The following is a 22,974-nucleotide window of genomic DNA, read 5'->3' as shown; positions in this document are numbered from 1 at the left end:
GCTGGGGCGTAACTGCTGCGGGCCTGACCGCTACTGAAGGATCTTCGTCACCCGGCCGGAACCGACGGTGCGCCCGCCCTCGCGGATGGCGAAGAGCAAACCCTCGTCCATCGCGATCGGGTTGATCAGCTCGACGGTCATCTCGGTGTTGTCGCCTGGCATGCACATCTCGGTGCCTGCGGGAAGGTCGACCACGCCGGTGATGTCGGTGGTGCGGAAGTAGAACTGCGGCCGGTAGTTCGAGAAGAACGGCTTGTGGCGGCCGCCCTCGTCCTTGGTCAGCACGTACACCTGCGCCTCGAACTTGGTGTGCGGAGTGATCGCGCCCTTGCGGGTGCAGACCTGGCCGCGCTCCACCTCGTCCTTGCCGGTGCCGCGCAGCAGCAGGCCGACGTTGTCGCCCGCCTGGCCCTGATCGAGGATCTTGCGGAACATCTCGACGCCGGTCACCGTGGTGGTCTGCGTCTCGCGGATGCCCACGATCTCGACCTCGTCGCCGCTGTTGATGATGCCCTGCTCGATCTTGCCGGTCACCACGGTGCCGCGGCCGGTGATCGAGAAGACGTCCTCGATCGGCATCAGGAAGGGGCGGTCAGTGTCGCGCTCGGGTTCGGGCACGTACTCGTCGACCGCGTTCATCAGCTCGACGATCTGCTCGGCAGCGGCCGCGTCGCCCTCCAGCGCGTTCAGCGCGGAGACTCGGACCACCGGAACGTCGTCGCCGGGGAACCCGTACTCGCTGAGCAGCTCGCGTACTTCGAGCTCCACGAGCTCGAGCAGCTCCTCGTCGTCGACCATGTCGACCTTGTTGAGGGCGACCACGATGTAGGGCACGCCGACCTGGCGGGCGAGCAGCACGTGCTCACGGGTCTGGGGCATCGGGCCGTCAGCGGCGGACACCACCAGGACGGCGCCGTCCACCTGGGCGGCGCCGGTGATCATGTTCTTGATGTAGTCGGCGTGACCGGGCATGTCGACGTGCGCGTAGTGCCGGTTCGCCGTCTCGTACTCGACGTGCGCGATGGAGATCGTGATGCCGCGCTCACGCTCCTCGGGGGCCTTGTCGATCTCGTCGAAGGCCGTCGCCTGGCCGCCGAACTGTTCGGACAGCACGCGCGTGATGGCAGCCGTCAGTGTCGTCTTGCCGTGGTCGATGTGGCCCATCGTGCCCACGTTGACGTGAGGCTTGGTCCGCTCGAAACGCTCTTTTGCCATGTCGTGCCCGCCTTTCGGGGTTCTGCTCGCCTATCAGGGGTGAGTGAGGTGCAGGGATGCCTGTTTTCTTTGTTTCTTCAAGGTTCTGAACGGTGTGAGGCTAGGGATGCCGTGGCCCAGTTCCAATGGAAAGGGCCGCATGACCGCAAACGGAAGCCGACTGCGGCCCGCCAGCAGCGGCTCGGGTCATTCGCCGCGGATGCGCTTGATGATCTCCTCGGCGATGCTGGACGGCACCTGCTCGTAGTTGTCGAATTGCATGCTGTAGGTCGCGCGGCCCTGGGTGCGGGACCGGAGGTCATTGGCGTAGCCGAACATCTCCGACAGCGGCACCTTGGCGTCGATCACCTGATTCACGCCGCGCAGCTCCATCTGCCCGACCCGACCGCGCCGTGAGTTGAGATCGCCGATGACGTCGCCCATGTAGTGCTCGGGCGTGACGACCTCCACCGACATGACCGGCTCCAGCAGGACGGGCCGTGCCAGCCTCGCTGCATCGCGCATGGCCATCGTGCCGGCGATCTTGAAGGCCATCTCCGAAGAGTCCACGTCGTGATGGTTGCCGTCGATCAGGTCGACGGCCACGTCCACCAGCGGGAAGCCGGCCAGCGGGCCGTTCTCCAGCGACGACTGCAGGCCAGCATCGACCGACGAGATGTACTCGCGCGGGATCACGCCACCGCGGATGCTGTCCTCGAAGACGTATCCCTCGCCGGGCTCAGACGGGCGCAGATTGATGACCACCACTGCGTACTGACCCGAGCCGCCGGTCTGCTTGATGTGGCGGTACTCGAATTTGTCAACCGGCGACGTGATCGTCTCGCGGTAGGCCACCTGCGGCTTGCCGATCGAGGCGTCCACCTTGAACTCCCGCAGCATCCGGTCCACCAGCACCTCGAGGTGCAGCTCGCCCATGCCTGAGATCACGGTCTGGCCCGTCTCGTCGTCGGTCTTGACCTGGAAGGTGGGGTCTTCCTCGCTGAGCGCCGTGAGCGCCTTGCCCAGCTTGTCCTGGTCGCCCTTGGACTTGGGCTCGACAGCGACGTGCACGACCGGGTCGGGGAAGTCAAGCTGTTCGAGCACAATCGGCTTCGACGAATCGCACAGCGTGTCGCCCGTGCGAGTGTTCTTCAGACCGATGCCCGCGACGATGTCGCCAGTGCCGATGTCGTCCCGGTCTTCGCGGTTGTTGGCGTGCATCTGCAGGATGCGCCCGATGCGCTCGCGATTGCCCGTGGTGGTGTTGAGCACCTGGCCGCCGCGCTCGAACTTGCCGCTGTACACCCGAAAATAGGTGAGCTTGCCGACGTGAGGGTCGGTCATGATCTTGAACGCCAGCGCCGAGAACGGCTCTTCGTCGCTCGGCTTGCGCTCCAGATCGTCCTTGCCATTCGTCGAGCGGCCCGCAATTGCCGGGATGTCCACCGGCGCGGGCAGGTACATCGTGACGGCGTCGAGCAGCGGCTGCACGCCCTTGTTCTTGAACGCGCTGCCGGTAAGCACCGGCACGATCTGGCCGTCGACAGTGCCCTGCCGGATCGCCCGCCGGATCGTGTCGCCATCGACCTCTTCGCCTTCGAGGTAGGCCAGCATGATGTCCTCATCGACATCGGCGAGCCGTTCGAGCAGCTTGCTGCGGTACTCGGACGCCCGATCGGCCAGATCGGCAGGAATGTCGACAATGTCGTAGGTGGCGCCGAGGTCGTCGCCTTTCCACACCACAGCGTTCATCTCGACCAGGTCCACCACGCCTTCGAAGTCGGCCTCGAGGCCGATCGGCAGCTGCAGGACAGCCGTGTTGGGGGTGAGCCGGTCCTCGATGCTGGCCAGCGAGCCGAAGAACGAGGCGCCCGTGCGGTCCAGCTTGTTGATGAAGCACATCCGCGGCACGCCGTACCGGTCGGCTTGACGCCAGACGGTCTCGGTCTGCGGCTCTACGCCCGCGACGCCGTCGAACACTGCCACGGCGCCGTCGAGCACCCGCAGCGAGCGCTCCACCTCGACGGTGAAGTCGACGTGGCCCGGCGTGTCGATGATGTTGATGACGTGATCGTTCCAGTGGCAGGTGGTGGCGGCAGAGGTGATGGTGATGCCGCGCTCCTGCTCCTGCTCCATCCAGTCCATCGTGGCGGCGCCGTCGTGGACCTCGCCGATCTTGTAGTTGACGCCGGTGTAGTAGAGGATCCGCTCCGTCACCGTGGTCTTGCCCGCATCGATGTGGGCCATGATCCCGATGTTGCGGACGCGGTCGAGAGGTTGCGTTCGAGCCATTTCAGCGTTGCCCCAATTGACCAGATATCCCGATCAGATCGCCAGCGATCCGTTACCAGCGGTAATGCGCGAAGGCCTTGTTGGCCTCAGCCATGCGATGCGTGTCCTCACGCCGCTTGGCAGCCGAGCCGGTGCCGTTGGAGGCATCCATCAGCTCGTTCGCGAGTCGTTCCGACATCGTGCGCTCACGGCGCTCGCGGGCGAAGCCCACGATCCAGCGAATTGCCAGCGCGGTGGCGCGGCGCGGGCGCACCTCGACGGGCACCTGGTAGGTGGCACCGCCGACTCGGCGGCTCTTCACTTCAACTTGCGGCCTGGTGTTGTCCACCGCCCGCTTCAGGATCTCGAGCGGCTCGCCGCCGGTCCGCTCGCCGACGAGATCCATCGCTTGGTACACGATGTGCTCGGCCAGCGAGCGTTTGCCGCGCCGCAGCACCTTGTTGATGAACTGGGTGACCAGCGCGGAGTCGTAGACGGGGTCGGGAGCGATGTCGCGGCGGGGTGCTGCACCTCGGCGGGGCACGTCAGGACTCCCGCTTGGCGCCGTAGCGCGAGCGTGCCTGCTGCCGAGCGTTCACACCCGAAGCATCCAGCGCTCCGCGGATGATCTTGTAACGGACGCCGGGCAGATCCTTGACCCGGCCGCCGCGCACCAGAACGATGCTGTGCTCCTGCAGGTTGTGGCCCTCGCCCGGGATGTAGGCGGTCACCTCGACACCGCTCGTGAGACGCACACGGGCGACCTTGCGCAGGGCCGAATTCGGCTTCTTCGGCGTGTGCGTGTACACGCGGGTGCAAACCCCGCGCCGTTGTGGCGAACCCTTCAACGCGGGCGTGCGCACCTTCGTCGGCTTGGACTTTCGGCCCTTGCGGACCAGCTGCTGGATCGTGGGCACCAGAACCTCAGTGAGTTGGGAGACCCCTGCGAGCCGGGGCTGTCAGTGGGACAGGCTGCCAGCGAACAGGTCGACCGGCAGGAGTCGGGCAGATCTGCGCAATGCCCCACCCGGCAGCGCGCCGAAACCGGCTATGAAGGCTAGGCAGCGCGCCCCAACACGACAACCGCTCAGCTGGCGTCGGTGAATGACGCGACGCTCTCGTCAAGACTTGCCTCGTCGGCATCAGGATCGCCGCCGATCGACGCCAGCCACGCGGCCGGGTCCTGGGCATCCTCGGACGACCAGAACTCCATCGGCTCGTATTCGGGGGCGATCGTGTCGATGTTGCGATACACGTCCTGACCGGTGCCGGCCGGAATCAGCTTGCCGATGATGATGTTCTCCTTGAGGCCCTTCAAGCTGTCGCGACGCGACTCGATGGCCGCCTCGGTCAGCACGCGGGTCGTCTCCTGGAAGGAAGCAGCCGAGAGCCACGACTCGGTCGCGAGCGATGCCTTCGTGATGCCCATGATGATCGGGCGGCCCTCGGCGGGCCGACGGCTCTGGGCCACCAGCTCGCGGTTGGCTTCGCGGTAGTTCCGCTGGTCGACCTGTTCGCCGGGCAGGAACGGCGAGTCGCCCTGCTCGCCGACGAGCACCCGCCGGGTCATCTGGCGGATGATCAGCTCGATGTGCTTGTCATGGATCGACACGCCCTGCTCGCGGTACACCTTCTGCACCTCGGAGACGAGGTACTGCTGGGTCTCGCGCACGCCGCGGATCTCGATGAGCTCCTTGGGGTCGCGCGGACCGTCGACGAGCGGGTCGCCGGCGCGGATGTCCTGCCCGTCGGTCACCGCGAGCCGCGACATGGACGGAACCGTGTAGGTGTCCTCGGAGCCGTCATCGCCGATCACATCGATCTGGCGTCCCCGACCGTCGTCCTCGCCGATGCGCACCACACCCGAACGGCGGGCCAGCACGGCCTTGCCGCGCGGCGTACGAGCTTCGAACAGCTCGACCACGCGGGGCAGACCGCCGGCGATGTTCTCGCCGCCGATGACACCGCCAGTGTGGAACGTCCTCATGGTCAGCTGCGTGCCCGGCTCGCCGATTGACTGGGCAGCGATCACGCCGACCGCCTCGCCAACCTCAATGAGCTTGCCGGTGGCCAGCGATCCGCCGTAGGCCATGGCCGACACGCCGAACTCGGAGTCGTCGGTGAGCGGGGACAGCACACGGACCCGCGTGACGTCAGGGTCGTCGCGCAGCGCGATCAGCTCGTCCTCGCCGACCAGCCGTCCGGCCTCGAGCACGGTGCCGTCGCTGAGCGTCACTTCCGCCGCGAGGCAGCGGCTGAACAGCCTCGTGTCGAGATGGGTGCGCTTGTCCGGTCCGTCCGGGACGACGTCCTCGATCCACAGCCCATTCACCGGACCGGGCCGGTCGAAGGGAATCTCGCTGTTGATGATGAGCTCTTGGGCGACATCGACGAGCCGGCGGGTCAGGTAGCCCGAGTCGGCCGTGCGCAGTGCCGTGTCGACCAGGCCCTTGCGTGCGCCGGGCGTGGAGATGAAGTACTCCAGAGTGGCCAAGCCCTCGCGGTACGACGACTTGATGGGGCGCGGGATGATGTCGCCGCGAGGATTGGCGACCAACCCGCGGATGGCGGCAATCTGGCGCACCTGCATCATGTTCCCGCGTGCGCCGGAGCCGACCATCATGCCGATCGGGTTGAACGTGGTGCGCGACATCTCGCCTTCCAGCGAGCGACGCACCTCTTCGGTGGCATCAGTCCAGATCTCCACTTCCTTCTGCCGCCGCTCGCCGTCGGTGATGATGCCGCGCCGGAACTGGGTCTCGACTCGCTCCGCCTCGCCCTCGTGGCGTTCGAGGATCTCCGCCTTGTTGGGCGGAGTGCTCACATCGTCGACCGAGATCGTCAAGCCCGAGCGGCTGGCGTACTCGTAGCAGAGGTCCTTGATGTGGTCGAGGCTGACGGCAATCTCGCTCGTGGAGTAGTTGTCGGACAGGGCGCGCACGATGCGGCCCATGTCGCCCTTGCGCACGGGCCGGTTCACGTACTCGAAGTCGTCGGGGAGCGCAGCGTTGAACAGCGCACGGCCTGGCGTCGTGGGCGTGTAGCTGCCGTTGCCATCGCTGAGCTGATCGATGCGCCACTCGATGAGCTGGTGCAGCTTGAGGTGGCCGAGGTCGAGCGCCTGCTCGATCTGATGCAGGTGGCGGAAGACCGGCTTGCCGGCCTGGTCATCGCTGCTGTCATCGCTGTCCGGGCCGGTCGCCTCCGTCAGGTAGTAGCTGCCGATGAGCATGTCCAGGTTGGGCACCGTCATCGGCCGGCCATCTGCGGGGCTCAGGAGGTTGTTGGCCGACAGCATCAGCACCCGTGCCTCTGCCTGTGCCTCCGAGGACAGCGGCAGGTGCACGGCCATCTGGTCGCCGTCGAAGTCGGCGTTGAAAGCGGCGCACACGAGCGGATGGATCTGGATCGCCTTGCCCTCCACCAGCAGCGGCTCGAAGGCCTGGATGCCCAGCCGGTGCAGCGTGGGCGCCCGGTTCAGCAGCACCGGGTGCTCTTTGATGACGTCCTCGAGCACGTCCCAGACGTCGGCGCGGCGGCGCTCGACCATCCGCTTGGCCGACTTGATGTTCTGCGCAATCTCCGAGTCGACCAGCCGCTTCATGACGAACGGCTTGAACAGCTCGAGCGCCATCAGCTTGGGCAGCCCGCACTGGTGCAGGCGCAGCGTGGGGCCCGCAACGATGACCGAGCGGCCCGAGTAGTCCACGCGCTTGCCGAGCAGGTTCTGGCGGAAGCGACCCTGCTTGCCCTTGAGCATGTCCGACAGCGACTTCAGCGCCCGATTGCCGGGGCCTGTCACAGGACGGCCCCTTCGGCCGTTGTCGAACAGCGCATCCACCGCCTCTTGCAGCATGCGCTTCTCGTTGTTGACGATGATCTCGGGTGCCCGCAGGTCCAGCAGGCGCTTCAGCCGGTTGTTGCGGTTGATGACACGTCGGTAGAGATCATTCAGGTCGGACGTCGCGAAGCGGCCGCCGTCGAGCTGCACCATGGGGCGCAGGTCGGGCGGGATGCACGGCACCGCGTCGAGAATCATCGCCCGTGGGTCGTTGATGCGGCGCCCGTGCTCGTCTCGCCGGTTGAACGCGCTCAGGATCTTGAGGCGCTTGATCGCCTTCTGCTTGCGCTGGGCCGACAAAGGCCGACGCCCGTCGGACGCCTCGATGGCCGCACGCAGCTCGGCCTCTTCGACGTCGAAGTCCATGTTGGCCATGAGCTGCGCGATGGCCTCGGCGCCCATGCCGCCCTCGAAGTACTGGCCGTAGCGGTCCTCCAGCTCGCGCCAGAGATCCTCGTCGTCCACGATCATCCGCTCGTGCAGATCGCGCAGCGCCGCGAAAGCGCGCTCGGTGAGGTCTTTCTCCTCGTTGGCCTCTTCGTCAATGGCATCGAGGTCACGCTCGGATTCGCGCTGGGCCGACCGCAGCTCGCGTTCCTTGGCATCCTCGGCCTCGAGTTGCTTCAGCTCGTTCTCGAGTTCGGCGAGCCGCTCCGCACGACGCTCGGCGAGCTCCTCGTCGATGACGTCGAGCTCTTCAGCCTTCTCGGCTTCGAGCCGCGGCAGGTCGGCATGCAGCTTCTCGCTGTCGACCTTGGTGACCAGGTTCGCAGCGAAGTAGATGACGCGTTCCAGCGCCTTGGCCTTCAGCTCCTGACGGGGCTCGAGGCCAGTCAAGAAGTACGCCAGCCATGAGCGGGTGCCCCGCAGGTACCAGATGTGCACCACAGGGGCTGCCAGCTCGATGTGGCCCATGCGTTCGCGGCGCACCTTGGAACGGGTGACTTCCACGCCGCAGCGCTCGCAGATGATGCCCTTGAACCGGACGCGCTTGTACTTGCCGCAGCCGCACTCCCAGTCCTTGGTGGGACCGAAGATCTTCTCGCAGAACAAGCCGTCCTTCTCGGGCTTGAGCGTGCGGTAGTTGATGGTCTCCGGCTTGCGGACCTCGCCGTTGGACCATGTGCGGATGGCATCGGCGGTCGCGAGGCCGATCCGGATGTCAGAGAAGTTGTTGACGTCAAACTTGCGTTCTGAATCGATCATGCTGAGTGCCTAGCCCTTGTCGTCGTGGCTGTGTCGTTGGGTGACGCCGCTTAGATGCGCTGCTGGCGACGCAGCTCGTCCTCTTCATCAGTGCCGCGTTCGGGCCGGCTGATGTCGATGCCGAGCGATTCCTCGGCGCGGAACACGTCCTCGTCGAGGCCGGCGATGTCGATCTGCTGCCCGGCGGTCGACATGACCTCGACGTTGAGGCAGAGCGCCTGCATTTCCTTGATGAGCACCTTGAAGCTCTCGGGAATGCCGGGCTCAGGGATGTTCTCGCCTTTGACGATCGCCTCGTACACGCGCACCCGGCCCAGCACGTCGTCGGACTTGATGGTGAGCAGCTCCTGCAGGCAGTAGGCGGCGCCGTACGCCTCAAGCGCCCAGACCTCCATCTCGCCGAAGCGCTGGCCGCCGAATTGCGCCTTGCCGCCCAGCGGTTGCTGGGTGATCATCGAATAGGGCCCCGTCGAGCGAGCGTGGATCTTGTCGTCGACCAGGTGTGCCAGCTTCAAGATGTAGCTGTAGCCGACCATGATCGGCTCGTCGTAGGCCTCGCCGGTGCGCCCGTTGAAGAGCACCGTCTTGCCTGAGCGGGTCATCAGGCGTTCGCCGGTCACCGACTCGGGCCGCAGCTTTTCGAGGGTCTGCTGGATGGTGGGATGCCGCCCGGCAGCTTCTTCCTCGTCCCAGCGCGCCCCGTCGAACACCGGCGTCGCAATGAACACCGACGGCTCGGTGGTGGGGCGGGTCTTGCGCGCCGTGTTGCTGACCGGCTCCTTGCCGATCATCTCGGGCTTGCCGCTCTCGTCGGTGGCCTCCCAGCCCCAGCGCGCTGCGTAGCCCAGATGTGCTTCGAGCACCTGGCCGACGTTCATGCGGCTCGGTATCCCCAGCGGGCTCAGGATGATGTCGACCGGTGTGCCGTCGGCCAGGTAGGGCATGTCCTCGGTGGGGAGAATCTTCGAGATCACGCCCTTGTTGCCGTGACGCCCAGCGAGCTTGTCGCCCACGCTGATCTTGCGCTTCTGGGCCACGTACACGCGCACAAGCTGGTTCACGCCAGGCGGCAGCTCGTCGTCGGCGTCGCGGCTGAACACCCGGATGTCGGTGACGACGCCGTTCTCGCCGTGAGGCACCTTGAGCGAGGTGTCGCGCACCTCTCGGGCCTTCTCGCCGAAGATGGCACGCAGCAGCCGTTCCTCGGGCGTGAGCTCGGTCTCGCCCTTGGGCGTGACCTTGCCCACCAGCACCGCGCCTGGCTCGACTTCGGCGCCGATGCGCACGATGCCCTGCTCGTCGAGGTCGGCGAGGATGTCATCGGCCAGGTTCGGGATGTCCCGGGTGATCTCCTCGGGACCCAGCTTGGTGTCGCGGGCGTCGATCTCGTACTCGTGAATGTGGATCGACGTGAGCACGTCGTCCTTCACCAGACGCTCCGACAGGATGATGGCGTCCTCGTAGTTGTAGCCCTCCCAGGCCATGTAGGCCACGAGGAGGTTCTTGCCCAGCGCCAACTCGCCGTGATCGGTGGAGGGTCCGTCCGCGATGACGGCCTGAGGCTCCACGCGATCGCCGACGCGAACGAGTGCCCGCTGGTTGATGCACGTGTCTTGGTTGGAGCGCCGGAACTTGAGCAGCGGGAATTCGTGCCGCTTGCCGTCGTCTCCGTCAATGACGATGCAGTCGCCGGCGACTTCGGTGACTTCGCCTCCGACGCCCTGGCGCTCGCCCTTGTCGTCTTCGAGTTCCGCTAGCACCATTTCGGCGGCGTCGGCCATGGCGAGGCCTTCGATGCCGGTGCCGATATAGGGGGCTTCGGCCCGCAGCAGCGGCACCGCCTGGCGCTGCATGTTGGCGCCCATGAGTGCCCGGTTGGCGTCGTCGTGCTCGAGGAACGGGATGAGCGCCGTGGCCACCGACACGATCTGCTTCGGCGAGACGTCCATGAGCTGGACTTCCGATGCCGGCACGTAGCTGATCTCGGTGGTGGCGGCGAAGTAGGTGTCGCGCTCCATCTGCAGCCGGAGATCCTCCAGGCTGGCGCCCTGGGGGCTCTTGCGCACGAGCACGCGGGGATTGCGGAACGATCCGTCCGGGTTGAGCGGCGCGTTGGCCTGCGCAACCACGAACTCCTCTTCCTCGTCCGCGGTCAGGTACCGCACCTCGCTGGTGGCCTTGCCGTCGGAGATGACGCGGTAGGGCGACTCGATGAAGCCGAACTCGTTGACACGGGCGAAGGTGGCCAGCGCGCCGATCAGGCCGATGTTCGGACCTTCCGGCGTCTCGATGGGGCACATGCGGCCGTAGTGGCTGAAGTGGACGTCGCGCACCTCGAAACCGGCTCGTTCCCGCGACAGGCCGCCAGGACCGAGCGCGGACAGGCGGCGGCGGTGGGTGAGGCCCGACAGCGGGTTCACCTGATCCATGAACTGGCTGAGCTGGCTGGTGCCGAAGAACTCCTTGGTGGCCGCCACGACGGGGCGGATGTTGATCAGCGTCTGCGGCGTGATGGCCTCGACGTCCTGGGTGGTCATGCGCTCGCGCACGACCCGTTCCATGCGGCTGAGACCGATGCGCACCTGGTTCTGGATCAGCTCGCCGACGGAGCGAATGCGGCGGTTGGCGAAGTGATCCTGGTCGTCCAGGCGGTAGCCGGGCTCGGCATTCGCCAGGTGCAGCAGGTAGCTCGCCGTGGCCAGGACTTCGCTGCGGGTGAGCACCGTGGAATCGGGATCGGGACGGATCAGCTCCGGGTGCTCGAGCGCGTCGGGATGATCGGCGTCGACGAAGTCGAGACCGAACAGCTCGGACACGCGGTCGAGCTCGGGCCCGAGCTTGCGGTTCAGCTTGTAGCGGCCGACCTTGGACAGCGAGTACCGGCGCTCGTCGAAGAACGCATTCTGGAAGTAGTTGGACGCGGCATCCGGTGTAGCCACTTCACCGGGACGGACCCGCTTGTACAGCTCGAGAAGCGAATCCTGCTGGTTGGGCGCAACGTCTCGATCCTTCTCCCACTGGGGCTCCAGGAAGTCGAAGTGCTCGACGAACCGCTCGAGCAGGCCGGGATGGCGGTCTTCGCCGTAGCCCAGCGCTCGCAGCAGCGAGAAGATGCTGAGGCGGCGCTTGCGGGCCACCCTGCTTCCGGCAGTGGGGTCCTTGCCCGGCTTGTGCTCGACGTCGAACTCGATCCACTCGCCGCGGTAGGGGTGAATGGTGGCAGTCACCAGCTGATGCTTCGACATGTTCCGCAGCCGGTAGCGCTCGCCGGGCTGGAAGATGACGCCGGGTGAGCGAACGAGCTGGCTCACCACCACCCGTTCGGTGCCGTTGATGATGAATGTGCCCTTGGGGGTCATCATCGGGAAGTCGCCCATGAACACGGTCTGGGCCTTGACCTCGCCGGTGTGGGCGTTCTTGAACTCGGCGCGCACGAAGATCGGCGCCGAGTAGGTCATGTCGCGTTCTTTGCACTCCTCGACGGAGAACTTGGGCGGCGGGCGCAGGTCCTCGTCGTAGGGGTCGAACGAGAAGACGAGCTGGAGATGCCCGCCGAAGTCGCTGATGGGGCTGATGTCTGAGAAGGTCTCAGCGAGCCCGACATCGAGGAATCGTTGGAAGGAGTCTTTCTGGATGGACACGAGGTCCGGGAGTTCCAGGACTTCGTCGAGGTTGCCGAACGAATAGCGTTCGCGGCCGACACGAGACGACAACGGACTCTCCTAGTGGTTCAGTTGTTCGGGATGGGTCACAGGCGACTGCCCGCGGCAGGCGACGAGGGGGTGGACGCGCGCGCAGTCGCAGGCGTCCGCAGCAAACAGGGAGCCCACCGCTGGGCCTCGATGCTGGGGACTGGTGGGTGCGCGAATGGGGAGGCCACCTGTGCCACGGCCTTGGCAACGCTATCCAGCAACGCGGGGCGCCACAACCGCGACACGCGGCGCGCGGTGAGAAGCGTGCGCGCGTCTAGGACAGCTCGACGCTGGCGCCGACGGCTTCGAGGGCCTCCTTGGCCTTGTCGGCGTCGGCCTTCGGCACACCTTCGAGCACCGGCTTCGGAGCGGCCTCCACCAGATCCTTGGCCTCCTTGAGACCCAGGCTGGTGAGCGAGCGCACCTCCTTGATGACCTGCACCTTCTTGTCGCCGATGGCGGTCAGCGTGACGGTGACCTCATCGGCAGCCTCCTCGGCGGCCTCGCCGTCGCCCTCACCGCCCGCAGCGGCGGCGGCCACCATCATCGGGGCGGCCACAGCAGCGGTGACGTCGAAGCGCTCTTCGAACGCCTTCTTCAGCTCGACCAGCTCGAGCACCGTCATGTTGCCGATGGCGTCGAGGATCTCTTCGGTGGACGTGCTCATTGGTTGTTCTCCGTATCAGTTTGGGCTGGCTCAATTTGGGCTGGGTCTATTTGGGCTGGGTCTGATGGATCGCTGTTGGGGTCGCCGGATGCGGCACCTTCAGGCTCAGGAGCGGCATCGTCCGCGGCCGCGCTGGCATCGGCTTGGCCGGCTCGAGCCGCAGGCGCCTCGTCGGAAGCCGGACCGTCCGGCGTCTTGTCGATCAGCGCTTGGACGAGGCCCGACACTTCACTGATCAGGTTGTTCATCATCGAGGCCAGCGCGTTGAGCGGCGCGGAGAACGCGCCGAGCATCTGCGCCATCAGCTCATCGCGCGACGGCAGGTCAGCCAAATCACGCACTTGAGCGTCGCTGAGCAGCGTGCCCGCCAGCACTCCGCCCTTGATGATCAGCGCATCGTGCTCCGCAGCGAACGTGCGCAGGGCCTGAGCGGCGGCCGAGGGATCTTTGCCGCAGAAAGCGAGCGCCGTCGGACCTAGAAGCAGGTCGAGCGTTCCGGCCGGCGCATCAGCCGACAGCGCCCGGCGGACCAGGGTGTTCTTGTAGATCTTGTAACGGCAGTCGGCATCGATGAGGCGGCCTCGCAGGTCTGCCATCTCTGCCACGTCCAAGCCCCGGTACTCGGTGAACAGCACTGCCTCGGCATCGTTGAACCGCTGGCGGACCTCGTCCACTACGGCCACCTTGTCGGCCCGTGGCGCGCGCCCCTCAGCCGTCGTTGCTGTCGCCATGGTGGGGACCTCCTGTGCTGCGGGGTGTGCGGTGATCGGGCGGTTGGATCGCTCCCGGTCCCAGAACGGGCACCGGTCCGCAGACCAGACAGAACCGCCTCCCGACGCAGACGCGCACAGGAAAACCGTCCGCCTCATCAGGCTCGACCCGTGCTGCTCACCCGATACGGGCGAGCCCCTGAACAAGGTTCAGACGGGGCCGATTTCAGGCCAGAGCCACCGGAGTTCTACGGCGAGCAAGTTGTCGAGCCCAGAACGCTACCGGCCGTCGCAGATGCGTCCAACCGTCGCGCTCAGCCGAAGGTGGTGGGGACCATGCGGGCGCAGGGGCCCAAGGTCAAGGAGGCCACCAGCTTGCGGACTTAACGCCCCTTGGATCTAGCGGGTCCGCTTCACTCAGACGGCGGCTGTTGGCTGTCCTTGCCGCGGATGTCGAGCCTGCTGAGGCCGTCTAGAGGCGTGAAGTCGGCGATGCGGTTGCCAGCCACATAGAGGGTGTGCAGGGCGCCGTGGTTACGCAGTGGCTCGACGCTGATGATGTCGTTGTCGGCCAAGTGCAGCCATTGCAGCTTGGTGAGCGGACGCAGCGGTTCGAGGGTGGTGATGCTGTTGTGCTCGAGGTCGACGCTGCGCAGCGCCGCCAAGCCAGACAACGGCCCGAGGTCGCTGATGCCGTTGCTTGCAGCCGACAGGCTCGCGAGCTTGTTCAAGCTGCTCACGGGTGTGAGGTCAGCCAAGCCGGTGCGGTCCGCGAGCAGAGTCTGCAGCGACGTGAGACCGCCGATCGCGTCGAAGCTGGCGACGGGATTGCCTGAGAGCCCGAGTCGATCCAGCCCGACGAGTCCGCTCAACGGTGTGATGTCGCTGACCTGGTTGCCGGCCAGCTCCAAGCGCGTCAGCCCCGTGGCGGTGCGCAACGACTCGACGCTGGTGATGCGGTTGTTGTTCAACAACAGATGCAGCACGCTGGGCGCGGGCCGTAGCTCGGAGATGTCGGTGATGCCGTTCTCGACCAAGTTGAGCACCAGCGCCGAGCCGAGCTGTGATGCCTGGGCCATGTCGCTGAACCCGTTCGCCACCAAACTCACCTGAGTCAGACCCTCCAAGCCGAGGATCGGGCTGATGTCGCGAACATGGTGGTAGTACAGATGCAGCTCCGCCAGGCCGGTTGCGTGCTCGAGACCCGAAAGATCCGAGATGCGCGACAATCCCGTGCGGAAATGCGACAGCCGAGCCAGACCCGCCAAGGTGCCCTTGGTCACAGTCGCCTCGGCGGTCAGCCCGAGATGCTCGCGTACCACGCCAGCGAGGACGCCATCGGCGAACACCACCACGTCGTCCTGCTGAGGCTGGGTAAGCACCGTGCCCGACAGCGCATCGAGCGACGAGGCATCGCTGACGCGATTGAAGCGCATGTCGAGGAAAGCGAGCGCCGGAAGTCTCGACAGAGCCACAACACCGGAGATCTCGTTTCCGCTGAGCCACAGTGTCCGCAGCGACACGAGTGAACTCAGCGGTGAGACATCGCTGATGGCGTTGTCGAACGCATACAGGGTTGTCAGAGTGGTGAGGCCCGCCAGCGAGGAAACATCGCCGATCTGGTTGGCGCCGATGTTGAGCGTCGTCAATGAAGTGAGCCCGCCGAGTGGCGTGGCCGAGGTGATGCTGTTGTAGCTCACATCGAGCGTCGTGAGCCGAGTCAGGCTGGCCAGCGGCATCAAGTCGGTGATCTCGTTGTCGTATGCGAGCAGGCTCGTCAGGCTCGTGACACACGACAGCGCCGAGAGATCCGACACCGACTGGCGGGAGATGTCGAGATGCGTCAGCCCGGTGGCGTACTCAAGCCCGCTGAGATCGCTGACCGACACAGCGCCCGCGCCGTCTCGAACGGCGAGCGACAACGACGACAACGAGGCCAGCTCAGCCCGGGTGATCGTCTCGCCACCGGATTTCCCCAGCTCGCGTTCGAGTTCGCTGCGCAAGGCCGCATCCGGTATTGAGACAGCCGAACTTGGATCGCCCGAGGCTGAGCAACTGCTGGTTGGCGCAGGCGCATCCGGTGTTTGCGCGCTCGAGATGCCTGGCACCACTCCAAGCGCTGCCACCATCGCAACGACGCAGGCGAGCAACGCTCCAATGCGTCTAGCCAGTCTCGACATTCTGTGCTCCTTTACGGATCCAGATTGGACTCATCGATAGATCCAATCCTCGGCGCTGTTCAGCAGGTCGCTGCTGCTGGGATCGTCAAAGTCGGGTCTCAACTCGGCCCAGCAATCGGCTCTGTTGTCGGCGGTCAGAGCGCAGTTGAGACCACCGGGACTGACCTGGGTGAACACCCCGGCGGGAGCGTCGAGCCGGAGACTCTCGTTGTAGCCCCAGCACGCGATGGCGCCCCGCTCGTCCAGTGCGCAGTTGCTCAGCTGGTCTCCGACGATCTGGGTGTACGTGCCGGAGGGCGCATCCGTCTGGCCGTACTCGTTACTGCCCCAGCACGCGATCACGCCGTCAGTGCGCAACGCGCAACTATGTTCGCCGCCGCTCGTGAGCTGGGTGTAGGTGCCCGAGGGCGCGTCGGTCTGGCCGTACTCGTTGGTGCCCCAGCACTCGACGGCCCCGTGAGTGGCGATCGCACATGCGTGACGGTGGCCGGGAGCCACCTGTGTGTACGTGCCGTCGGGAACTTCGGTTTGGCCGTACTCATCAATGCCCCAGCAGGCGATCGAACTGTCAACCGCGACTGCGCAGCTGAGAGCGCCGATGGCAGTGATGTGGATGTAGGCACCATCGGGCACTTCGGACCCGCCGTATTGGTTGCTGCCCCAACAAGCAAGCGTGCCGTCGGTGGCCAGGGCGCATGCGTGCCCACCCGTTACGACGATTTGCTTGTAGGTGCCATTCGGCGGTTCGGCTTGGCGGTAGTCGTTCATTCCGCCGCAACGGAGCGTGCGGTCCGCCAGCAGTCCGCACACCGTGCCGCCGCCGACAGCGACGTCGACGAACTGCCCGCCGATCCGCTCGGTTTGGGTGTCGAAGATCGGCCAGTCGGTGAACTTGCTCACCTCACCAGCGCAGAGCAATTGGCCGTCGTCGCGGATGCCGCACACCGACGAGTGTCCCGCTGCGATCTTGGTGTAGCGATGTCTGCCGAATTCGGCACGGTCGACGTGGCGCGCATACGCCCCGATCGGCGGTGACAGGTCGGCCGGGTTGCCCACGGCGGTCACGACCGGAGTACCCCACGCGCCGGTCGGCGCCTCGGTGCTGCAGGCGGCGGCCGCCAGCACGGCCGAGCAGCATATGAACACCAGCGCGGATGGCCGGGGACCGATCGAGTCTGCGAGCTGCTTGGTGATCATCGAAAGAGCCTCTCGAAGCCAGCAGGCTCGTAGTCGAAGGGCATATCAGTTGGCTCTTCCATGACGCCCCAACAAGCCAACTCGTGGTCGACGGTGAGTGCGCAGGTATGCAGGTATCCCGCGGCGATTTCGGAGTAGACGCCAGCGGGCGGACTTGCTTGGCCGTCCTCGTTGTATCCCCAGCAGACTGCAGTGTTCGCCGGAGTGAGCGCGCAGGAATGGAAATCGCCGGCAGTGATGTGGGTATAGCTGCCGGTCGGGGCGTCGGACTGCCCGTATTCGTTATTGCCCCAACACACGGCAGCACTCTTGGCAGTGAGCGCACAGGCGTGCTGGCCACCAGCGGAGACGTAGGTGTACATCTCATCCGGCGCGTCGGACTGGCCCCATTCGTTGTGACCCCAGCACACCGCCGTGCTCGTTGGCGTGAGTGCGCACGTGAATCCACCTCCGGCGGCGATGTGGGTGTAAGTGCCCGCTGGGGGTTCGGACTGGGCCCATTCGTTGTGACCCCAGCACACCGCCGTGCCCTCGATGGTGAGCGCACAGGCGTGTCCACCGCTCGCCGTTACTCGGGTGTAGACGCCCGAAGGGGGTTCGGACTGCCGGAATCCGTTGAAGCCACCGCACCGCAGCGTGCCGTCGGTGAGGAGACCGCACGCGTAATCGCCTCCACTGGCTATTTCGAGGAACTCTCCAGGCAAGTAACTGGCAGGAACTAGCGGATGCTCGCCGGCAACCGCATTCTCACCGGCGCAGGCAAGGGCACCGTCGATGCGCACGCCGCAGGTGCTGTGACCCCGAGCCGAGATCTGCCTGAATTGAGGCAGGCCAATTTCGCCGAGCAGATTGCCGGCCTTGAACTGGTAGTTGCCGAGTGCGGGCGTGAGTTCGTTCGGATCGGCAACTGCGGTGACGATTGGCGTGTCCCAAACGCCGGTCGGCTCCTCGGTGCTGCTGCATGCAGCGGCCGCAAGCACGACCGAGCAGCACAGAACCGCTACGCAGCCGATCGTCTCAGGCGGGCGTATTGCCGAAGCAGTCCTCATGGACGGGTGATGTCGATGGTGTAGGTGACTTGGCTGACGGGCGCACTGGGCAGTTCGCTCTTGACGACGGTGGCGACGAGCGTGACGCGGGTGGTCTGGCCTGCGGGCAGCCGGATCTGATGCCCGTCCGCAGTCGGGGAACTGTCGGCAGGAGTGACCTGCACGTGGGTCTCCGCAGCACTGGCGGAATAGCTGATCTCGATGAGATCCGTCCCGGAGTCGACCGTGGCCTGGTATGCGCGGGTTCCGGTGTCGAAGGCGGGACTGAGGCTGACCTGCGCGCCGACGGTGCAATCGATGTCGCAGGTGACCGCATGCACGGCGAGTTCCTCGAGTGCCGCGTCGGGGCGCGGAAGCGTGACGGTGTAGGCAGTCTCAGCGGTGTCGTCGTAGGGGCTGGTGGACGTCACCGTGATGGTGATCGGCTGACCTGCGGTGATGTCGACTTGATGCCCGTCGAGCGCTGGTCGGCTGTCGGCTGGCCCAATGCTCACTGTGCCCGGAGGTGTCGTGTATGGCATCGACTCCGCCGTGACCGTGACATAAGCGGCATCGGGCGCGAACGGCGCGTAGTAGGCAGTCGTGGCGGGGTCGAAAGAGGCGACGAGGTCCGGTCCGCTCGCGCAGGTGCCGGTGGGACAGCTCACCTGCAAACTGGTGAGCTTGCCGGCCAGCGGCGGGGTGACCTGCCCGAGATCGTCGCGGCCCCAGCACATCACGTATCCGCTGGCAGGCGAGCCGGGCGGCGCAGCCGTCGTGCTGCGCACTGCACACACGTGGTCGTCGCCAGCATCAACGCCGATGAAGCCGGTGCTGGTCGGCGTGTCTGAGACCTGGCCGTAGGTGTCGTCGCCCCAGCACGAGATGCCGGAGTCGGTTCGCAACCCGCAGGTAATGTCGCGGTGAGCCGTCAGCGAGGTGAACTTCACGCCCGCCGGGGGCTGGGTAGCGCCCGTCACATCGGCCGCGTTGCGGCGAGACTCACCCCAACACACCGCTGTGCCGCTGTGCCGCAATGCGCAGCTGTGGTACCTGCCCGATGCGACTTGCGTGAAGCCTCCCAGCAGCGTCGCGCTCACGCTGCTGTGATCGGTTTCGCCGTCAAAGTCACGGCCCCAGCAGTCCACGTAGCCGTCGGGCTTGACGCCGCAGCCATGCACCCAGCCCAGCGACAGCTGCATGAACCGCGCATCAGCGGGAACCAAGTGGCGGCCGTCCGAGAACGGCCTCCGCGTCGGAGGGTGCATCCAGCACACCACATTGCCCCCACTACGCGGCCCACTGTCGGCGGGTGCGGCCGTGTCAGGGCGCAGTCCGCAGGTGAACAGATTGCCCACGCTGATCTGGCTGAACGCCCCGCGTGCGGAATACTCCAGAGCGCTGCTCGTCGTGCCCAGCCCCCAGCAGCGCGCGAGACCTCGCCCGTCAGAGCTGGCGATGCCGTCGTCGAGTATCCCGCAGGCATGACCGCCGGTGCCCGGAGTGCTGAAGTCCTGGCTCGCTTCGATGCTGCGGTACTTCACCTGCGGCGGCATCGACCGTCCGTGGGTGTCATCACCCCAGCACTCCACCGCTCCGCTGACCCGCAGCGCGCAGGAGTTCTCGCCGCTCGCGACCACCGACACGAAACCGCCTGCTTGATCGGATGGTTCGACGACCAGCCCGTCGAGCAAGCCGCCCAGCCGCGATACCGCTGCAGCCGGGTCGACGATGCCCCAACCGAGCTCGTCATTGCGGCCCGTAGTGCCTGTGGGTTGCCACGCCGACGACTGCAGCGCCTCGCGCACCTGCCCAGGCGTCGCCTGCGGATACCGGTTCAGCATGTGCGCCACAACACCCGAGACGAATGACGCTGCCATCGAGGTTCCGCTGCTCGTACCAAGCGTGCACTGTCGCGTCGGATTGAGCGATGTACACGTTCGGGTACCCGCGGGCATGCCCGGCTGCTCGGCGGCGACCGGGAACGTCGACAAGATGCTGCCGCCGGGGGCCGCTATGTCCACTAGCTGGTTAACGTTGCTGAACCCGCTGCGATCGCCATCGCTATTGATTGCCGCAACAGAAATCACGTCCTGTTCGTATAGCGACGGGAAGAACTCGCGGTGTTGGATCCCGCCGCAGATCGACTTGTCGTCGAGCGGAGGAGGTCGCCCACAGTTGCCGACCGCTGCGACGTTCACGATGCCGCGCATGGACGCCGCGCGCAGCACGAGTTCCAGCGTGTCGCCGCTGACTCCGTTGCCCGGCAACTCGATTTCGCCGAGCTCCACGGTTTCGCTGCTTCCGCTCGTCCTCGACAGCGACATGTTGATCACTTGGGCGCCCGCGTTGATCGCGGCGGCGACACCCTGAGTGACGCTCAGCCCGGTCGTACCTGTCGGGCAATCATCGGTGGCGAGGACCCGGATGGGAATGATCGACGCCTTGGGCGCGACGCCGGCCACATGCTGGTTTGTGGCACCCGCCGACGCGTCGTGCTCAGCGGCGATGATGCCCGCGACATGGGTGCCATGGCCATGCTGGTCGGTGTCGTGGCAGCCGCCGAGGCTCGACACGACCCGATCGTCGAGATCTGCGTGGGTCGTATCGACACCGGTGTCGAGCACTGCAACCACGATCTGGCGCCCGTCGTCACTGTCGCCGTCGGTCGGGTCGCCATCGCCGATCCAGCCCTGCCAGAGCTGCGTCATGGCCGGCTGGGGCAGATGCCACTGCCTGCCGCCGCCGTCGTCGTGATGGGGGTCTGTGTGAGCGGCGTGCGTATCAGGATGTGCCGGAACAACGCCGCGCGGGGGTTCGCCGACCGCATGCACCGACGCTTCGCCAGCGAGCAACTCACGAACCTCAGTGACGGAGCGGCCGTTCAGCAGCACGTACTCCACCAGCATGCAGCCACCTGCGACGCGTGTCACCTCGGCGACAGTGAGCGTCGCGTCAGGATCGTTCAGATTCGCCGGCGGAGTCACCACGTCGACCCCGCTGACCGACAGCGACGGCACTGTCGAGCAATCGGCTGCGGTGTTGATCGTCTCGACTGCGGTTGCCAGCCGTTCGAGGTCGATGCCGGAGCGCGTCGGTGCTGTGAACGGATCGAATAGTCCGGCCTCGGCAGCCCGAGGCTCGGGCACATCGACCGTGACGCTCGCCGACCACAGTGACACGCCCGCGCCATTGCGGGCTCTCACTGCGAAGCTGTAGACAGTCGACTCAGCCCTGAGGCCCCACACCACTGCCGACGAGCCTTCGAACTCGATTCCGGCACCGTCCACTAAACGGTTCGGCGACAGCAGCGACCAACGGCCACTGTGCAGTGCCATCACCTCATAACCGACTGCGTCGGCGACCTCGTCCCAGTCGATGCGCGCAACTCCCGCCGCCATCCACTCGGCGGAAACAGCGAATCCCGCACCCAGTACCGGCGGCTCTCCCGACGCAGACGACGCCGCTTGATACGACACGGCCCCCGCCGGAGCGATCAAGGCCGCCACCACAAGTACCGATGCCAACGCCGCCGAGACGCGCCAAGTTCGGCCCATCGCACAACCCCCGCTCACATGACCTAGAAGCGAGATTGAGAATAATTGCGCCTCTTCGTTATTCGGCGGACCCTCTCACCCGGCTCGTCGTCATCCACAGCAGTGCCGATACCGCGCCGGGAACCCGCGCAGATCCGATCGTCACAAGATCGCCGGCCGCGCAACGGCCACAGCTCTCCTGAGCCAGGAATTGGCAGATAGCTCTCCGCCGCAAACCGGCGGCGATTCGCGGCTCGCCGCTGGCTCGCTGGGGCTAGTTGAAGATGGTGGGGTCGATGCGGACGCCGGGGCCCATGGTCGAGGACACCACCATCTTGCGCACGTAGCGACCCTTGGCACCGGCTGGCTTCGCCCGTGCCAACTCGTCCATGACTGCCGCCAGATTGGCATTCAGGTCCTCAGCGGTGAAGCTCACCTTGCCGATCGCCAGATGCACGTTGCCGTACCGGTCCGTTCGATACTCGACCTTGCCGCCCTTGAACTCGCCCACAGCCTTGCCCACATCGGGCGTCACCGTCCCGGACTTGGGATTCGGCATGAGGCCACGGGGTCCGAGCACCTTGCCCAAGCGGCCCACCACGCCCATCATGTCCGGCGTCGCGATCGCCACGTCGAAGTCGGTGAATCCAGCCTCGACACGCTCGGCCAGGTCGGCGCCGCCCACGACATCGGCGCCCGCTTCGGAGGCCGCAGCCGCAGCGTCGCCCTGCGCGAATACCGCAACGCGCACGTCGCCGCCGGTGCCCGACGGCAGTGCGACGGTGCCGCGCACCATCTGATCGGCCTTGCGCGGGTCCACGCCGAGCCGCACCGACAGATCGACCGATTCGTCGAACTTGGCCGGTGCCAGTGTCCGCACCATGTCGATGGCCTGGGCGGGCTCGTGCATCATCTGCCGGTCGTACCGTCGGGTCGCCTCGGCGTACTTCTTTCCTGACATCTGGGGCTCTCCTGCTGTGCGGGCCAGCTCAGCCGGCGACTTCGATGCCCATCGACCGAGCGGTGCCGATCACCTGCAGCTTGGCGTTCTCGAGATCGCGTGCGTTGAGATCGGGCATCTTCGTCGCGGCGATCTCGGCCACCTGGGCCTCGGTGATCTGGGCCACGGTCTCGCGGCCGGGGTTGTCGGCCGCCTTCTCCAGCCCCGCCGCCTGGCGCAGCAGCACTGACGTCGGCGGTGTCTTCGTGATGAACGTGAACGACCGGTCCTCGAAGATCGTGATCTCCGCGGGCACGATCGTGCCCCGCTGGCCCTCGGTCTTGGCGTTGTACTCCTTGCAGAAGTCCATGATCGCCACGCCGTGCGGGCCGAGCGCGGTGCCCACTGGGGGCGCGGGCGAAGCCTGCCCAGCGGGGATCTGGATCTTCACCACCGCGCTCACCCGCTTGCGGCCCGCCGCGGGTCGTGCCGGGTTGTCTGCCATCACATGC

At 66.1% G+C, this 22,974-nt stretch carries 14 protein-coding genes; all 14 read right to left on the bottom strand.

Annotation, left to right across the window (positions count from 1 at the left end):
* Positions 1-30 precede the first annotated feature (30 nt).
* Entirely contained in the window at positions 31-1,215 is a 1,185-nt protein-coding gene (tuf, locus tag ACOGI5_RS05890) for an elongation factor Tu (RefSeq protein ID WP_419863508.1), read from the bottom strand.
* A gap of 186 nt (positions 1,216-1,401) precedes the next feature.
* Positions 1,402-3,486 (bottom strand): elongation factor G, encoded by a 2,085-nt coding sequence (gene fusA / locus ACOGI5_RS05885; protein ID WP_419863507.1) that lies wholly within the window; start codon positions 3,484-3,486, stop codon positions 1,402-1,404.
* A gap of 52 nt (positions 3,487-3,538) precedes the next feature.
* On the bottom strand, positions 3,539-4,009 hold the full coding sequence (gene rpsG / locus ACOGI5_RS05880) for a 30S ribosomal protein S7 (protein ID WP_419863506.1): 471 nt from the start codon (positions 4,007-4,009) through the stop codon (positions 3,539-3,541).
* Between the two features lies 1 nt (position 4,010).
* Positions 4,011-4,382, bottom strand: a complete 372-nt coding sequence (gene rpsL / locus ACOGI5_RS05875) for a 30S ribosomal protein S12 (RefSeq protein WP_419837519.1) — start codon at positions 4,380-4,382, stop codon at positions 4,011-4,013.
* 170 nt (positions 4,383-4,552) lie between these two features.
* Positions 4,553-8,512 (bottom strand): DNA-directed RNA polymerase subunit beta', encoded by a 3,960-nt coding sequence (locus tag ACOGI5_RS05870; RefSeq protein WP_419863505.1) that lies wholly within the window; start codon positions 8,510-8,512, stop codon positions 4,553-4,555.
* A gap of 50 nt (positions 8,513-8,562) precedes the next feature.
* Positions 8,563-12,225 (bottom strand): DNA-directed RNA polymerase subunit beta, encoded by a 3,663-nt coding sequence (locus ACOGI5_RS05865; protein ID WP_419863504.1) that lies wholly within the window; start codon positions 12,223-12,225, stop codon positions 8,563-8,565.
* Positions 12,226-12,478: 253 nt separating this feature from the next.
* A complete protein-coding gene (rplL, locus tag ACOGI5_RS05860; RefSeq protein ID WP_419863503.1) occupies positions 12,479-12,871 on the bottom strand; it encodes a 50S ribosomal protein L7/L12 in 393 nt (130 codons plus the stop codon).
* Positions 12,868-13,740 (bottom strand): 50S ribosomal protein L10, encoded by an 873-nt coding sequence (gene rplJ / locus ACOGI5_RS05855; protein ID WP_419863502.1) that lies wholly within the window; start codon positions 13,738-13,740, stop codon positions 12,868-12,870. The genes rplL and rplJ overlap by 4 nt, the downstream gene beginning before the upstream one ends.
* A 254-nt stretch (positions 13,741-13,994) precedes the next feature.
* Positions 13,995-15,584: a leucine-rich repeat domain-containing protein gene (locus ACOGI5_RS05850; protein ID WP_419863501.1), complete on the bottom strand. Its 1,590-nt coding sequence runs from the start codon at positions 15,582-15,584 to the stop codon at positions 13,995-13,997.
* A gap of 207 nt (positions 15,585-15,791) precedes the next feature.
* Positions 15,792-16,958: an RCC1 domain-containing protein gene (locus ACOGI5_RS05845; RefSeq protein ID WP_419863500.1), complete on the bottom strand. Its 1,167-nt coding sequence runs from the start codon at positions 16,956-16,958 to the stop codon at positions 15,792-15,794.
* Positions 16,955-17,938, bottom strand: a complete 984-nt coding sequence (locus ACOGI5_RS05840; protein WP_419863499.1) for an RCC1 domain-containing protein — start codon at positions 17,936-17,938, stop codon at positions 16,955-16,957. The genes ACOGI5_RS05845 and ACOGI5_RS05840 overlap by 4 nt, the downstream gene beginning before the upstream one ends.
* A 65-nt stretch (positions 17,939-18,003) precedes the next feature.
* Positions 18,004-21,543 carry a S8 family serine peptidase gene (locus ACOGI5_RS05835; protein ID WP_419863498.1) on the bottom strand — a complete coding sequence of 1,180 codons (3,540 nt, stop codon included), beginning with the start codon at positions 21,541-21,543 and terminating at the stop codon, positions 18,004-18,006.
* A 253-nt stretch (positions 21,544-21,796) separates the two neighbouring features.
* On the bottom strand, positions 21,797-22,483 hold the full coding sequence (gene rplA / locus ACOGI5_RS05830; RefSeq protein ID WP_419863497.1) for a 50S ribosomal protein L1: 687 nt from the start codon (positions 22,481-22,483) through the stop codon (positions 21,797-21,799).
* A gap of 28 nt (positions 22,484-22,511) precedes the next feature.
* Positions 22,512-22,967, bottom strand: a complete 456-nt coding sequence (rplK, locus tag ACOGI5_RS05825) for a 50S ribosomal protein L11 (RefSeq protein WP_419863496.1) — start codon at positions 22,965-22,967, stop codon at positions 22,512-22,514.
* Positions 22,968-22,974: the final 7 nt, after the last annotated feature.

The sequence above is a fragment of the Candidatus Poriferisodalis sp. genome, from assembly GCF_965208925.1.
GTDB lineage: Bacteria > Actinomycetota > Acidimicrobiia > Acidimicrobiales > Poriferisodalaceae > Poriferisodalis.
Note: the sequence above shows the minus strand (reverse complement) of the source record. Positions and strands in the feature narration are given on the sequence as shown.

Bases quoted from the DNA above. Each gene is read 5' to 3' on its own strand.
- tuf (WP_419863508.1), bottom strand. From the start codon at position 1,215: ATGGCAAAAGAGCGTTTCGAGCGGACCAAGCCTCACGTCAACGTGGGC.
- fusA (WP_419863507.1), bottom strand. From the start codon at position 3,486: ATGGCTCGAACGCAACCTCTCGACCGCGTCCGCAACATCGGGATCATG.
- ACOGI5_RS05870 (WP_419863505.1), bottom strand. From the start codon at position 8,512: ATGATCGATTCAGAACGCAAGTTTGACGTCAACAACTTCTCTGACATC.
- rplL (WP_419863503.1), bottom strand. From the start codon at position 12,871: ATGAGCACGTCCACCGAAGAGATCCTCGACGCCATCGGCAACATGACG.
- rplJ (WP_419863502.1), bottom strand. From the start codon at position 13,740: ATGAGGCGGACGGTTTTCCTGTGCGCGTCTGCGTCGGGAGGCGGTTCT.
- ACOGI5_RS05845 (WP_419863500.1), bottom strand. From the start codon at position 16,958: ATGATCACCAAGCAGCTCGCAGACTCGATCGGTCCCCGGCCATCCGCG.
- ACOGI5_RS05835 (WP_419863498.1), bottom strand. From the start codon at position 21,543: ATGGGCCGAACTTGGCGCGTCTCGGCGGCGTTGGCATCGGTACTTGTG.
- rplA (WP_419863497.1), bottom strand. From the start codon at position 22,483: ATGTCAGGAAAGAAGTACGCCGAGGCGACCCGACGGTACGACCGGCAG.
- rplK (WP_419863496.1), bottom strand. From the start codon at position 22,967: ATGGCAGACAACCCGGCACGACCCGCGGCGGGCCGCAAGCGGGTGAGC.